Source organism: Oceanicaulis sp., assembly GCF_051859625.1.
Classification (GTDB): domain Bacteria; phylum Pseudomonadota; class Alphaproteobacteria; order Caulobacterales; family Maricaulaceae; genus Oceanicaulis.
The window spans coordinates 934301-948080 of record NZ_JBHYFH010000001.1 but is presented as its reverse complement, the minus strand read 5'-3'; the positions used below and the strand labels follow the sequence as shown (position 1 = coordinate 948080).

At 59.6% G+C, this 13780-nt stretch carries 11 protein-coding genes and 1 tRNA gene; 8 read left to right on the top strand and 4 right to left on the bottom strand.

Going from position 1 to position 13780, the window contains the following annotated elements; genetic code table 11:
- Positions 1-108 precede the first annotated feature (108 nt).
- Positions 109-963 (top strand): WecB/TagA/CpsF family glycosyltransferase, encoded by an 855-nt coding sequence (locus tag ACTIGF_RS04545; protein WP_439635737.1) that lies wholly within the window; start codon positions 109-111, stop codon positions 961-963.
- Positions 964-1076: 113 nt separating this feature from the next.
- On the opposite strand, the gene ACTIGF_RS04540 is transcribed toward ACTIGF_RS04545, so the two are convergent.
- Positions 1077-1153, bottom strand: a tRNA-Val gene (locus ACTIGF_RS04540).
- Positions 1154-1489: 336 nt separating this feature from the next.
- On the opposite strand from ACTIGF_RS04540, the gene ACTIGF_RS04535 reads away from it, so the two are divergent.
- The 3 genes from ACTIGF_RS04535 to ACTIGF_RS04525 all read left to right on the top strand — a co-directional run bounded on the left by ACTIGF_RS04535 (position 1490) and on the right by ACTIGF_RS04525 (position 6892).
- On the top strand, positions 1490-1759 hold the full coding sequence (locus tag ACTIGF_RS04535; protein WP_439635736.1) for a hypothetical protein: 270 nt from the start codon (positions 1490-1492) through the stop codon (positions 1757-1759).
- Positions 1720-4809 (top strand): TonB-dependent receptor domain-containing protein, encoded by a 3090-nt coding sequence (locus ACTIGF_RS04530; protein ID WP_439635735.1) that lies wholly within the window; start codon positions 1720-1722, stop codon positions 4807-4809. The genes ACTIGF_RS04535 and ACTIGF_RS04530 overlap by 40 nt, the downstream gene beginning before the upstream one ends.
- Positions 4810-4912: 103 nt before the next feature.
- Positions 4913-6892, top strand: coding sequence for an alpha/beta hydrolase family protein (locus tag ACTIGF_RS04525; RefSeq protein WP_439635734.1), 1980 nt, complete (start codon positions 4913-4915; stop codon positions 6890-6892).
- Between the two features lie 79 nt (positions 6893-6971).
- Here ACTIGF_RS04525 and cpdR read toward each other — a convergent pair whose 3' ends face one another.
- Positions 6972-7340, bottom strand: a complete 369-nt coding sequence (gene cpdR, locus ACTIGF_RS04520) for a cell cycle two-component system response regulator CpdR (protein ID WP_107712318.1) — start codon at positions 7338-7340, stop codon at positions 6972-6974.
- 146 nt (positions 7341-7486) lie between these two features.
- Between cpdR and ACTIGF_RS04515 the strand changes: the two genes are divergently transcribed.
- The 3 genes from ACTIGF_RS04515 (at position 7487) to ACTIGF_RS04505 (ending at position 9753) form a co-directional block, all read left to right on the top strand.
- Positions 7487-8359: an N-formylglutamate amidohydrolase gene (locus ACTIGF_RS04515; protein ID WP_439635733.1), complete on the top strand. Its 873-nt coding sequence runs from the start codon at positions 7487-7489 to the stop codon at positions 8357-8359.
- Between the two features lie 169 nt (positions 8360-8528).
- On the top strand, positions 8529-8921 hold the full coding sequence (locus ACTIGF_RS04510) for a helix-turn-helix domain-containing protein (protein ID WP_022700478.1): 393 nt from the start codon (positions 8529-8531) through the stop codon (positions 8919-8921).
- Positions 8922-8949: 28 nt separating this feature from the next.
- On the top strand, positions 8950-9753 hold the full coding sequence (locus ACTIGF_RS04505) for an inositol monophosphatase family protein (protein WP_439635732.1): 804 nt from the start codon (positions 8950-8952) through the stop codon (positions 9751-9753).
- Positions 9754-9809: 56 nt separating this feature from the next.
- Here the strand turns inward: ACTIGF_RS04505 and ACTIGF_RS04500 are convergent, their stop codons facing one another.
- Positions 9810-10778: a class I SAM-dependent methyltransferase gene (locus ACTIGF_RS04500; RefSeq protein WP_439635731.1), complete on the bottom strand. Its 969-nt coding sequence runs from the start codon at positions 10776-10778 to the stop codon at positions 9810-9812.
- 283 nt (positions 10779-11061) lie between these two features.
- Between ACTIGF_RS04500 and ACTIGF_RS04495 the strand changes: the two genes are divergently transcribed.
- Positions 11062-11532 carry an Hsp20 family protein gene (locus ACTIGF_RS04495; protein ID WP_375548165.1) on the top strand — a complete coding sequence of 157 codons (471 nt, stop codon included), beginning with the start codon at positions 11062-11064 and terminating at the stop codon, positions 11530-11532.
- A gap of 150 nt (positions 11533-11682) precedes the next feature.
- Here the strand turns inward: ACTIGF_RS04495 and ACTIGF_RS04490 are convergent, their stop codons facing one another.
- A complete protein-coding gene (locus tag ACTIGF_RS04490) occupies positions 11683-13740 on the bottom strand; it encodes an NAD(+) synthase (RefSeq protein ID WP_439635730.1) in 2058 nt (685 codons plus the stop codon).
- Positions 13741-13780 lie beyond the last annotated feature (40 nt).

Here is a 13780-nt window from a genome sequence, read left to right as displayed (position 1 = left end):
GGGGCTTTGGATGCGGCCCGGCCCCTGAAAGCGATCGTGGTTTTGCATACGGCATTGAACTTGCTGGTCATCAGCCAAAGCAGTTCTGGCTGGAGCATTTCGACACGCATGACCGCCCATCTTGATTCCAAAAAGCTCGCCGCAATCTCGTCTGGCCTGCCTTGGACCGGAGATGATCGCCGTCACGGCGCGCGTCATGTCTGGTTCTTGAACGCTGCATTTGACCGGATCGCCTTTGATACCGCGCTCAAGCGAGTCGCCGAGCGTCCGGCGCTCGACCCGTTCGCCTTCGTCGTCACGCCGAACGTTGACCATCTGGTGCGGCTGCAGACTGAAAGTGTCCTGGCGCATCTCTATGCCCAGGCCTGGCTGACGGTGTGTGACAGTCGGGTTCTGGAGCTGATCGCCGACCTGTCCGGTGAAGCACTTGACGTCACGACCGGCGCGGATCTGACAGCCGCTCTCTTTGAGGGTGTGATCAGGCCCGATGAACCCATCGTGGTGGTTGGCGGCGATGAAAGTGTCATTGACGGACTGAAGGCGCGTTATGGCCTGTCAGACATCAGATGGCATCAGCCCCCCATGCACTTGCGTCACAAACCGGATGCGATTGCAGAGTGCGCCGCCTTTGTGGCTGACAATCCGGCGCGTTTCACCTTCCTGTGCGTGGGATCACCCCAGCAAGAACTGGTGGCCGAAGCGTGTCTGGAGCGCGGCGATTGTACCGGGGTCGGCCTGTGTGTGGGCGCATCGCTGGATTTTCTATCTGGCAAGTCCCGGCGGGCGCCGAAATGGCTGCAGAATCTGCGTCTGGAATGGCTGTTCCGTCTCGCCGAACAGCCGCGCCGCATGTGGAAGCGCTATCTGGTGGACGGTTCGCGCATCCTCTTTTTGTGGTGGCGCTGGCGCCGGGACCGTCAGCGTGTCAGCGCGTTCGAGCAACGCCTGCTTGAGCGGCTCTGACGCACCGTTCCTAGCTTGATCGCATGACGCGGCGCAGTGCGTTTCGCGCACGATCGCGCTTGGCCAAAGGCCAAGCGAAGCGTGGGATATGCCTGTCTTCAATAAGTAGGGAATGGTGGGCGCGACAAGATTCGAACTTGTGACCCCTACGATGTCAACGTAGTGCTCTAACCAACTGAGCTACGCGCCCGCTATGGCTCGCCATAGGTCCCTCGCGCCTGAGGGGCGTCGAGAGAGGACGCGTAATAAGTCGGCGGGCTTGCCGGTGTCAATTGGCAAGGCTGCCGGTGGCCAAATGTTTTGCAGCTTTCTCTGAAATCCCGCTCTGAAGCAGGGCGTGGCCCTTTTGAGGAACATTGCAAAAAAGCAACATGCATGGCGAAAGCGTTTCCAAAGTGTGTCAAATCTGTGATCTGGCTCTTTGAGCCTTGGCGTTCCTGATCTAGAAAAAATTACAAGCGCATAAAAATAGCGCGAAAAGTTCCTGTCATTTTATGGCGGGGTTCAATTCCGAAGGGGAACGATCGTGAGCATGACCAATAAAGAGCGCTTGTTGCGCTCGACCGTTCTGGCTGGCGTTGCGGCGCTGACCATGGGCGGCGCCCCGGTTTTCGCACAGCAAGCGGATGAGCCGGAACAAACGACCCAGGAAGAAGAGAGCGAAGCTCGCTCCAGCGACCGCGTTGTCATTACGGGTTCGCGTATCCGTCGTGATGAATTCTCTTCCATCAAGCCCGTGCAATCATTTCTGGTGAAGTGGCGCGCGATGTCGGCCTGTTTTCCGCTACGGAAATGATCCAGGAAAGCACCGTCGCGACTGGCCTTCAGATTGATGAGACCTTTATCGGTTTTGTGTCTGACAACGGTCCGGGCGCAACCAACATCGACCTGCGCGGCCTTGGCCCGCAGCGCACCCTGGTCCTGATCAATGGTCGCCGCGTTGGCCCTGCCGGGTCCGAGGGCGCGCCGAACATTCCTGACCTGTCGCTGCTTCCGAGCTCCTTGATCGAGCGCACCGAGCTGCTTCTGGATGGTTCGTCTTCCATCTACGGTTCTGACGCTGTGGCGGGTGTGGTGAACGCCATCCTGCGGACCGACTTTGACGGTTTTGAAGTTGAGGCCTCCACCAGCTTGCCTGAGCAGTCCGGTGGTGAAACCTTCACCGCGTCTGCACGCTGGGGCGTGAACGCCGACCGTGGCTTCATGGGCTTCGGCGCCGAGTATCAGCGTCAGTCCAATGTGACCTTGAACGACCGCGACTATTTCGGTGATTGCGCAACCAATGTGGAGATCACCTCTACGGGCGAAATTCGCACGATCAACCGTGGTCTGGAACGCTCTGATGACGCTTTCCCGACCGATTGCACCACTGCGTATGGCATCAATCGTCTGTTTATCAACGGCTTCGCCGATGTGGGTTCGCTGTACGGCACCCCGGGTCAAACCAATTTCGGTGTTCCGAACTATTCTGAATACAGCCTGTACTCCATTCAGGACTTCAACGGCGACGGCGTGACCGATGTGCGGATCTCCGATCCGTTCTGGCAGGCGAACGGTTATCCTCAGCAGCGTGTCGCGGACGTGCTTCCGGAAACCGAGCGTTTCTCGGCGTTCACCTACGGTGAATACAACCTGGGAAGCCGTTACGATGTGACCGCATTCTTTGAAGCGGGCGTGTCGACGCGTGAGACCGTTCTGGGCGGCAACGGCAGCATTGCTTTCCAGCCGACCACACCTGCGGACAACCCGTTCAACCCGTGTAACCCAAACACCCCGGCTGGCTCGCCCGTCCAGGGCGTGGATTGCGGCTTGGCTCATGACAGTGTGCTCAACAACCCCGATTACCGGGCCGCGTTTGCAGCCAACTATGAAGATCTTTGCGCCAGCTTTGGCTTCAACCTCTCTCAGTGCACGCCGAACCTCTTCGGTCTGTACACGGGCGGCACCGGTCCGCTGGCGACGGAAGCTCAGTTCCGTGTGAACCTTCAGGGCGAAGACCGTTTCACCCGCTCTGAAGTCACCCAGACCCGTTTGGTGGGTGGCTTCCGGGGTGTTCTGCCGAACCCTGAATTCCTGCCGCTGCGCAACATCACCTGGGAAGTGTCCGGGAGCTATGACCGTTCGCGCGGCACCACCGACCGTTTCCGTTTTGACGAAGACCGTCTGGCATTGTCTCTGGCCACCACGATTGAAGACCCCAGCAACCCTGGCAACTTCATCTGTGGCCTGGATGTGAACGGCGACGGCATTCCGGATTCTGGAACCCCGTTCCCGGGCGGCTCGAACGAAGCTCCGCTTTGCGTGCCGATCAATCCGTTTGCTGAAAGCCTGTTCGGCATCGGCGGCGGCGAGTTCGCCACCCAGGAAGAGTATGACTTCCTGCGTGCGAACCGTGGTTTTGCGACCACCGTGGAACAGACCCTGTTCCAGGGTTTCGTGACCGCTGACCTGTTCGAACTTCCGGCTGGCACCGTCGCCGGTGTGGTGGGCTTTGAGTATCGTGAAGACTCAATCGACTCTGATCCGCATGACACCACGCGTCAGGGCCGTGCTCTCGGCTTCTTCCGGGATTTGGGTTCAAACGGCACCCGTGACCTGTACGAAGTCTTCTATGAAGTTGAAGTGCCGCTCGTTGCTCAGAAGCCCTTCATTGAAGAGCTGACGATCAACCATTCGGGCCGCTACACCGACGAAAGCAACTTCGGCACCGCTTACACCTACGGCATTTCGGGCACGTATCGTCCGAATACCTGGTTCACGGTTCGCGGCGGTTACGGCACCTCTTACCGGGCGCCGAACCTGCAAGAGCAGTTCGTCGAGGGTATTTCCGGCTTCCTGGCGTACACCGACCCGTGCCTGGTGCCTGACAATGCCTATGACGCTGTCGGCGGTTATGATCCGACCGAAGATAATCGTGAACAGATCACCCTGGACAACTGCGTAGCAGATGGCGTCGACCCGACCACTCTGGGCGGACCGACTGCAGCTCCTGGCTCAATCGAAGTGTTCACGGTTGGTAATGACAGCCTGGCTGAAGAGACCTCCACCTCTTGGAATGCCGGCATCGTCTTTGAACAGCCGTGGTTGGACGCGTTTGATCTGCGTTTCAGCGCGACCTACTATGAGATTGAAGTGGAAGACACTTTGGTCCGTACGGGTCTCGCGACTGTTGTGGACCAGTGCTACAACCAGCGCGCAAATCTGAGCAGCCCGCTTTGCGGACTGATCACGCGTGATCCGAACAGCGGCTACATCATCGCCACCGATCTGCCTTTCGCCAACCAGGACTCTGAAACGGCGGTCGGCGTTGACTACAACCTGGTCGTCACCCGTGACTGGGACCTGTTTGACCGCAACTTCACCACCGGTCTGGACTTCCGCGCCAACAACTCGCTCGAGCGGGATTCTGTGACGCGTATTCCGGGTGGTGATCCGTCGCTGTTCAACAATCTCGGTACGGAATTCTTCCCGCATTGGAACGGCACGTTCCGTTTCTTCGGCGAGTATGACGACTGGCGCCTGACCTGGAACACCCGTTGGACCGGCAAAACCGATGACAACGAAGACCAGGAAGCATTTTCTGCTGGCGATACCGATACCTGTAACGCCAGTGAGGGTCTGCTTTGTAAGGACCTTGAGACCGTTGACGATCACTTCCGTCACGACGTCTCTGTGCGTTACTCCGCCGACACTTGGGCGATCGTCGCCGGTGTGCGGAACGTCTTCGACGAAGAGCCTGCTCTGGTTGATCCGGGCGAGAACTTCGAGCTCAATGGCACCAACCGCTTCGCGGGCCATGACTTCCTGGGCCGCCGGTTCTTCGTAAACGTCAGCAAGTCTTTCTAAGAGACTTCTGATGATCGAGTGAGAAAGCAGCCCGCTGACCCAGCGTCAGCGGGCTGTTTTTTGCCTCAGTTCTGTTCATATCGAGACTTGGAGCCTTAAGCACATGAAACTCCGCTTCTCCTTCAGTAGCGTACTTGTCGGAACAAGTTTGCTTCTGGGTGCGTTCATTGCCGGTCCCGCTTCTGCAACAGTGCAATCAGATGATGATCTGATCCCACTTGAGTATTTCGCAGTTCGCGAAAACATGACGAATGTGGAGCTGTCTCCGGACGGGCGCCATCTTGCTCTCATGCGGATTCCCGCACGCGAAGCCAATCCGCTTATCGAGATTTATCAGACCGATGACTTCTCGGCCCAGCCGCGTCGTCTGAACGCCGATCCGATGGAATTTCAGTCCCTGCAATGGGTCAGCAGCGACTTGCTGATCGTGGGGGCGCGTCAAAAAATCCGTAACCGGATTGATGGCTTCAACCGCGGCGTTTATGCGGGGAAAGTTGTCAGCTACTCATTGGAGAGTGGCGAATTTGAAGAGCTCTCCTCCGGCATGCAGGTGGAAGCGCTTCTGCCGGGGTCACCCGATGAGGTGATCGTGTCGCTGCCGCGGACCCGGGCTTCTTTTTCAGACGATGACCCGTTCATCGCGTTCCGTCCGCGCGCTTATTACCGGTTCAATCTTGAAACCGGCCAGCGTCAGCTGATCATCAATGGCAACCAGCGCATCGCGACGGCCGTCTTTGATGATGAGGGCAATCCTCGCTTTGCATCGGGCTACGATGCGGGGGCGCGTGAATTCGTCTACTATTATCGCGGTATTGGCGATGAAATCTGGGAAGAGTCTTACCGGGTGGATGGGTATGACCTGTCAACGTTCACGCCCGTGTCGTTTGACCAGGAAAACGAGGATCTCGCTTATGTCCTGGCCCATAACGGGCATGACAAAATCGGGTTCTGGGAATTCAACCTCGCAAGCGGCGAGTTTGGAGAGCTGATCTATCGTCGGGAAGATTCCGATGTTGCAGGGATCCGCTTTCATTCCAATTTCTGGGGTGAAGGTTCGGCCATGGCGGGCGTGAATTACTTCGCGGACCGCATCCGGACGGCCTGGATCGATCCTGATGAAGAGGCGCTGTTCGCCGGATTGCGTCAGGCCATTCCAAATGCGCATCAGCTCTCGGTGACGTCCAGAAGCCGTGATGGCAGTAAAATGGTGGTTTTCAATCGGGGCCCGCGGGACCCTGGAAGCTATTACTATCTGTCAGATGGGGCGATGCGTTATCTGGGCGGATATGCTCCGCAATTAGAGCCTGAGATGTTGGCGGATGTTGAATACATCCAGTACCCGTCCCGCCATGGCGATCTGATGATCCCGGCTTATCTGACGGTGCCGCATGGTGAGCCTCCGTTCCCGCTGATTGTCCTGCCGCATGGTGGTCCGTTTGTCTCTGAAGTCATTACCTATGATGAATGGGGGCAGTTCCTGGCCAGCCGCGGATATATGGTGTTGCAACCTCAATATCGCGGGTCTCTCGGACATGGCCTGCAGCATTACACGAGTGCTCTTGGCCAAGCGGGCTTGGCCATGCAGGACGATAAGGATGACGGTGCGCTTTACCTGGTCGAGCAAGGCTTGGCTGATCCGGATCGTCTGGCCATGTTTGGCTGGAGTTATGGCGGTTATGCTGCGCTGGTGGCGGCCTCTCGCGAGGATAACATCTATCAGTGTGCGATCGCCGGCGCTGCGGTGGCGGACCCGAACATGCAGCTCAACTATTACCGTGACGGTTTGTTGCCGTTCCAGGAAGAGTTCGAGTTGCGTCGTCGAGACGGCATTCAGCCGATTGATGAGGTGGAGAACGTCAATATTCCGCTATTCCTGATCCATGGGGATGTGGACCAACGCGTTCCTCTCGAACATATGCGCGTTTACATTCCGCGCTTGGAGAGAGCGGGCATCCCCTATCGTTATCTCGAACTTGAGGGTGCTGACCACTTCAGCAACACGCTGTTCTATAACCACCAGACAGACCTGTACACGGGGCTGGAAGAGTATCTGGCCAATGATTGCGGCCCTGGCGGGCTGTAAAATCGAGGCGGTATACGTCAAGGAAAAGGCCTGCTTCGGTACCGAAGCAGGCCTTTTTTCTGTTCTGAGAGGGGGCGTCTTAAGCCGCCGCCATCACCTTGGCGACTTCGTCCACAAGGTCACGCAGGTGAAAGGGCTTGGAGAGCACTTTGGCCTGGTTGGGCGCGGCTTCGCCGGCGTTGAGCGCCACGGCCGCAAAGCCCGTGATGAACATGATTTTCAGACCCGTATCGATCTGAGCGGCGCGCCGCGCCAGTTCGATCCCGTCAACGCCGGGCATGACAATGTCTGTGAGCAGCAGTTCGTACGCGCCCGGGGCTTCGCCAAGCGCATCCAGGCCTTCCTCGCCATCAGCCACGGCGTCCACTTCATGGCCGGCGCGATTGAGCGCCTTGGCCAGGAAGTCACGCATGGAGTCGTCATCTTCTGCGAGCAGAATGCGGGCCATCGCCGCCCCCTTGTCTGTTATCCACCGGCGTCAAATCTAAACCAAACTCGTAAAAGTCCACTGAACGCGTGGTGAGACATTCAGCTTTTTTCTCAGTGGGCCGTATGTCTCATTGACCTGGCCCGTACACCGATCACAATTGTCTGATGCAATCTGTTTCTGATTATATGATCGCCCCGATAGATGAACCGGTTCTTGTTCATGCGCCGGAGGTGCGGACATCGCCCTTCATTTTCGCCTCACCGCATTCCGGGCGCTGTTATGAAACAGACTTCCTGGATCAGACGTGTGCGCCCGTATCGGTCCTGCGCCGGTCAGAGGACGCTTATGTCGACACATTCTTCTCGCACGTCCCGTCTCTGGGCGCGAGTTTTGTCGAGGCGATCTTTGCGCGGGCCTTCGTTGACCCCAATCGAGGGCCGGACGAACTTGATGCACGCCTGTTCGACGCTGCGCCAGAGCAGGGGTTCACCGCGCCCAATGCACGCACCTCGGCCGGGCTGGGCGTGGTTCCGCGTCTGGCCGCAGACGGGCGTTGCATTCATCCAGGATTGATCGCCTATGCAGAGGGGCGTCGCAGGATCGAACGGTATTACCGCCCCTATCATGCTGCATTAAAGGCGGAAATAAACGCAGCAGTTGAGCAATTCGGATATGCGGTCGTGATTGACTGCCATTCCATGCCGTCTTCAAGCGCGCGCGGGGCGGACATGGTTCTCGGTGACCGGTTCGGCGCATCTTGCGGGCGAAACCTCGTCAACCATGCAGAATCGTATTTTAAAGCTTTGGGCTTTACGGTAACCCGGAACCGCCCGTATGCGGGGGGGTATACGACCGAGCATTATGGAGATCCGGTGAATGGCGTTCACGTCATGCAACTGGAAATCAATCGCGGATTGTATTTGCGAGAGGTGGAAGTTCGGCCGTCTGCGCATATGGATAGTCTGAGAGAGCGTTTGGCCAAATGGACTAAGTCCATGGTTTATACAGAATACACAGGTAGACTTGTCGCGGAGTGAAGTGTTTGGGAAAGCATATTTCAAACGTGTTTCCTCTGAGTAGATTTGTGCTGTTGTGTTCACTTGCTACGCGAAGATGAGTGTGCCATATCTCAGATGTCATTGAAGTGTCGTGTTGCGGTGATGACGGGGGAGTCGCAACTCAAATGTTTGATCGAGGGTTTTCACAATGACCAATGCCATTGACCATCATGTGGGAAAGCGCATCCGCCGCCGCCGTCGTCTGTTGGGGCTGACGCAACAACAGCTTGCGCAGTCCGTCGGCATTCGCTTTCAGCAAATTCAGAAATATGAAAGCGGCGCCAACCGGGTGAGCGCATCGCGTTTGTTCGAGCTTGCTGAAGCGCTCGACGTTCCGGTGCAGTACTTCTACGAAGGCCTGCAAGGGTCTGGAGAATCTGCGGCTCCGGAAGGCGAGAACGTCGCTGCTGACGTCCTGTCGCAAAAAGAAACGCTGGATCTCGTCCGAGCCTATTACAAGCTCAATGAGCGTCCGCGCCGTCGCCTGCTCGAGCTGGCGCGGTCTTTGGACCCGGATGCCCGCGGTGAAAGCGCTGCGTAATCTCAGGCCTTTGTAAGCTGAGAGACTGATGCCTGATCTGGATGTGGAAGCGGAGCTGGCGGTCGCTGCTCAACTGGCGGACGCCGCACGACCTATAGCGCTGCTCCACTTTCGCTCCGGATTGAGCGTCGACGCCAAACCTGCAGCCGAGTTTGATCCTGTCACGGAAGCGGATCGGGCGATCGAGGCGCGTATGCGCGCCTTGCTCGGCCATTTGCGTCCTGATGACGGGGTTTTGGGCGAGGAACAGGCGCAAACGCCCAGTCGTTCGGGGCGCACTTGGGTCGTGGATCCCATAGACGGGACGCGCGCCTTTATTGCGGGCCTGCCGACCTGGTGCGTGCTCATCGCCCTTTACGGGCCTGACGGGCCGCTCCTCTCCATCATTGATCAGCCTTTCACCGGCGAGCGTTTCACCGGAGTCTCCGGCGCGGGCGCCTGGTTTGAGCGTGCAAGCGGACGCGAGCGTTTGCGAACACGTGACACCGTGTTGCGCGTCGAGGACGCGATCGTCTCCACCACGGATCCGGGGTTGTTCGCCGGCGCTGAAGCGGATGCGTTCGCCCGGATCGCGCAAAGCGCCAAGGTGCGCCGCTACGGGCTGGACGCTTATGGCTACGCGGCGCTGGCGTTGGGCGGCGTGGACCTGGTCATTGAAAGCGGGCTCAAGCCCTGGGATGTGGGCGCGCTCATTCCTGTCGTCAGCGGGGCGGGCGGCGTCATCACCAACTGGCGGGGCGGACCGGCTCATGAAGGCGGGCAGCTGATCGCAGCCGCCAATCGGTCCTTGCATGCTCAGGCGCTCGACCGACTCGCCAGCGCGGCGGTCTGATCGGTCAAAAGAAAAACGCCGACCCGGAGGGATCCGGGCCGGCGTTCTGTCAGGCTTTAGCCGCCCGCATCACCTTCAGGCTTGAAGAACAGCAAGGTCATGCGATCTGATTCCCCGATTGCGTCGTATGGCGTGCGATCAAATTCGGGATCGGCAGGCTCGCCAAAGGCGGATGAGCGGGAAACCGGCGGCAGGGTCCAAACGCCAAACGGGTGGTCCGCCGTGTCCATCGGGTTGGCGTTGACTTCGCTGCTGTCGATCAGCTCAAAGCCCGCTTCCTCGGCCATGGAGATCACGAGGTCCTCTTGCACATAACCGGTGCTGGCGCGCGGATCCTGCACGCGGTCCGCCGGCAGGCGGTGCTGGACCAGGCCCAGAATGCCGCCCGGAGCGAGCACGTCGTAGAAGTCGCTGAAGGCTTTTTCCGCGGCGCCGCGGCCCATCCAGGAATGGGTGTTGCGGAAGGTCACGATGGCGTCGACGGAACCCGGTTCGCCCAAGGGGCCGCTCTCGCTATCGAAGGTGGCGAGCTCGACATCGCCGAACCGCGGATCGTCAAACTTTTCCACAAAGCGCGCCTGGAAGGCGACGGCGCGTTCATTGTCGGCGGGAATGTCGGGCCAGACGGCGATATACTGACCGCCATTGGCTGCGATCCAGGGCGCCAGAATATCGGTGTACCAGCCGCCGCCCGGCCAGATCTCCATGACGCGCCATGACGGATCCACGCCGAAAAACTCCAGCGTCTCCATCGGATGACGATAAGGGTCGCGCGCCTGGTCTTCCTCGCTGCGCCACTCGCCGCTCATGGCCCAGGCCAGGGTGCCTGGCTCGGGGCGGTTTTCCTCCATCATCGCCGCTTCGTCGGCGGCCATGTCATCCTCGGTCAGTGCGGTTTCGCCGTCATCGATCATTTCGGCGGATGGCTCAGACGTGGTCGTGTCGTCCTCGGGGGAAGGCGCGCCGCACGCCGTCAGGAAGGCGAGGGCGGATGCAGCGGATAGCAGGGCGGTCAGACGTGTCATGGGCTCACTCCGGATTGGCCATAATTGCGTTTATCATAAAGGGATAACGAGCCGCGCCACAATGGCGCTCGCACGCCTCAGGACGCCGGTTTGAAAAAAATTCCGTCTCCCTCTTGCGAGGTCTGATCCGCTTTCCCAATTCTTTTAGGGTGAGGCCGCCAAACGGGGCTTTACGGATTGCCGGACAGGCCGCGCTGCAACAGGCGGGCGGTTTGGAAGGCGGACCCTGAAACATGACATAGCCCTTGCGAGGGCCCGATCGCTTCCAAGGAGGATCGATACCATGCGTACGACTGATTTCACCCCGCTTTACCGTACGATTGTCGGATTTGACCGTCTGGCCAATATGATCGACAACGCGGCCAAGCTTGAACCTTCGGGCGGCTACCCGCCTTACAATATCGAACAGCTGTCCGAACACGAATACCGGATCGAACTGGCCGTCGCCGGCTTCAGTGAAGACGATCTGGATTTGCAGGTTCAGGAAAACGTACTGACCGTTTCAGGCAAGCGTATCCCCGCCGAGGATGCGGAAGATCGCAATTATCTGCATCGCGGCATCGCCGAGCGTTCGTTCGAGCGCCGCTTCCATCTGGCCGATCATGTCCAGGTGCGTGATGCTTCGCTTGCGAATGGGTTGCTGTCCATCCGCCTGGAGCGGGAGATTCCCGAGGCCAAGAAGCCTCGCCGGATCGCTGTGAACGGCAAGACGGATGCGAAACTCATCTCGGCGAACAAGGCGGACGCCGCCTAGCCGAGACAAGGCCCGGTCGGACGGACGTGCGTCGTCCCTCCCCCCGATTGTCGGCGTCTGGCTGATCGGGCCGAACTTCTTTGACGACCTTCCCCTGATTTTAGACTTTGGCGGCGCTTCATCCTCAAGACGAAGCGCCGCTTTTTTATGTCAGAGAATCTCGTCTTTCAGCGCGGCGACGGCGTCACGCCAGACTTTCGCGCTTGAATCAGAGGGCATGCGCCAGTCTCCGCGCGGGCTGAGGGCGCCGGCCGAGGTCAGCTTGGGGCCGTTTGGAACCGCCGAACGCTTGAACTGGCTGGTTCCGAAAAAGCGCCGCGCGAACTCACCCAGCCAATGCAGGATGGTTGCGCGGTCAAAGGCGCGCTTGTCCGCCGCGCTCACATGAGGCGGCCAGTGGCCGGTCTTCGCGTCGCTCCAGGCCGCTTCCGCCAGAAAGGCGATCTTGGCGGGGCTGAATCCGTGACGCACCACATAGTGCAGGAAGAAATCATTGAGCGGGTAGGGGCCGATGGCGTCCTCGGTGCTCTGGATCGCGCCGTCTTCGCCGGCCGGGATCAGCTCGGGCGAAATTTCGGTGTTCAGGACATCCAGCAGCGCTTTTGAAACCGCCGCGCCGTATTCCTCGCGCCGGGCGGCCCATCCGATCAGGTGCTGGATCAGGGTCTTCGCCACGCCGCCATTCACATTGTAATGGCTCATATGGTCGCCGACGCCATAGGTGCACCAGCCGAGCGCCAGCTCGGACAAATCGCCCGTGCCGATGACCAGCCCGCCCTCATGGTTCGCCAGGCGGAACAGATAATCGGTGCGCAAGCCCGCCTGAACGTTTTCAAAGGTGATGTCGTACTGGCTCGCGCCGTCTGAATAGGGATGGTCCAGATCGGCCAGCATGCGCTCGGCGGCGGGTTTGATATCGATCTCGCGATGGGTGGCGCCCAGGCCTTCGATCAGCGCCAGGGCGTTTGATCGCGTTCCCGCCGACGTGGCGAAACCGGGCAGGGTGACGGCGAGAATGCCGGAGCGGTCGAGCCCCAGCCTGTCAAAGGCGCGGGCGGTGATGATCAACGCCTGGGTGGAATCAAGCCCGCCCGAAACGCCGATCACGGCGGTCTTGATCCTGGTCGCCTTCAGGCGCTGGACCAGCCCCTGAACCTGGATGTTATAGGCCTCATAGCAATCTTCATCGAGGCGGGCGGCGTCGTTCGGCACGAACGGAAAGCGCGCCACTTCGCGCTGGAGCGGGATGTCGGCTTCAAGGTCCGGGTCCAGCGTGAAGCCGATTCGGGAGAAGCTACGCAGGTCCTCCACATGGCGCGCGCAGGCGTCACGCCATGTGGACAGGCGCGCGCGTTCCGAGGTGATGCGGTCAAGGTCGATATCGGCGTACAGCATGGCCGGCGCGTCATTGAGAAAGCGCTTGCCCTCTGCGATGAGCTCGCCTTGTTGGTAGGCCAGGAGTTGGCCGTCCCAGGCCAGATCCGTGGTGGATTCACCCGTACCTGCGGCCGAGAAGATATAGGCGCCCTGGGTGCGGCGGGATTGGGCGTCGCACAGAGCGGCGCGTTCACGCGCCTTGCCGATGGTGACGTTTGAGGCGGAGAGGTTCACCATGACGGTCGCCCCCGCCAGCGCCCCGAAGAGGCTGGGTGGGATCGGCGACCAGAAATCCTCACAAATCTCCGCATGCACGACGAGGCCGGGCGCGTCCAGCGCTTCAAATAGCAAATCGGTTCCGAATGGCGCGATGTGGTCGCCGACCGAAATCGTGTCCTCGATCACGCTCGAGGAGTCAGCGAACCAGCGCTTTTCGTAAAACTCGCGATAATTTGGCAGATAGCTTTTGGGCACGACGCCCAGAAGCTGGCCATTCTGCACCGCCAGCGCGCAGTTGAACAGCTGCCCGGCGCTACGCAGGGCGCAGCCGAAGAGGATCAGGGGACGCAGCCCTTCGCTGGCCTCGATGATCCGGGCCGCAGCGGATTCTGACGCGTCCAGAAGCGCGCTTTGATGATGCAGATCGTCAACCGAATACCCGGTCAGCCCCAGTTCGGGAAACAGCGCCACGGCGGCGTGACGCTCATGGGCGGTGCGCACCAGCTCGATCAGGGTCTCGGCGTTGCTTAGCGGATCGGCCAGATGCACTTCGGGCGCAAAGGCTGAAATCCGGGCGAAGCCGTGGCGATAGATATTCGTGAAAGCGGTCATCAGGTCACCGGTCAGAGGGGCGTGCGCCCCTTATGCTCAG

Bases quoted from the DNA above. Each gene is read 5' to 3' on its own strand.
- ACTIGF_RS04545 (WP_439635737.1), top strand. From the start codon at position 109: ATGACCGCCCATCTTGATTCCAAAAAGCTCGCCGCAATCTCGTCTGGC.
- ACTIGF_RS04525 (WP_439635734.1), top strand. From the start codon at position 4,913: ATGAAACTCCGCTTCTCCTTCAGTAGCGTACTTGTCGGAACAAGTTTG.
- cpdR (WP_107712318.1), bottom strand. From the start codon at position 7,340: ATGGCCCGCATTCTGCTCGCAGAAGATGACGACTCCATGCGTGACTTC.
- ACTIGF_RS04515 (WP_439635733.1), top strand. From the start codon at position 7,487: ATGCAATCTGTTTCTGATTATATGATCGCCCCGATAGATGAACCGGTT.
- ACTIGF_RS04510 (WP_022700478.1), top strand. From the start codon at position 8,529: ATGACCAATGCCATTGACCATCATGTGGGAAAGCGCATCCGCCGCCGC.
- ACTIGF_RS04505 (WP_439635732.1), top strand. From the start codon at position 8,950: ATGCCTGATCTGGATGTGGAAGCGGAGCTGGCGGTCGCTGCTCAACTG.
- ACTIGF_RS04500 (WP_439635731.1), bottom strand. From the start codon at position 10,778: ATGACACGTCTGACCGCCCTGCTATCCGCTGCATCCGCCCTCGCCTTC.
- ACTIGF_RS04495 (WP_375548165.1), top strand. From the start codon at position 11,062: ATGCGTACGACTGATTTCACCCCGCTTTACCGTACGATTGTCGGATTT.
- ACTIGF_RS04490 (WP_439635730.1), bottom strand. From the start codon at position 13,740: ATGACCGCTTTCACGAATATCTATCGCCACGGCTTCGCCCGGATTTCA.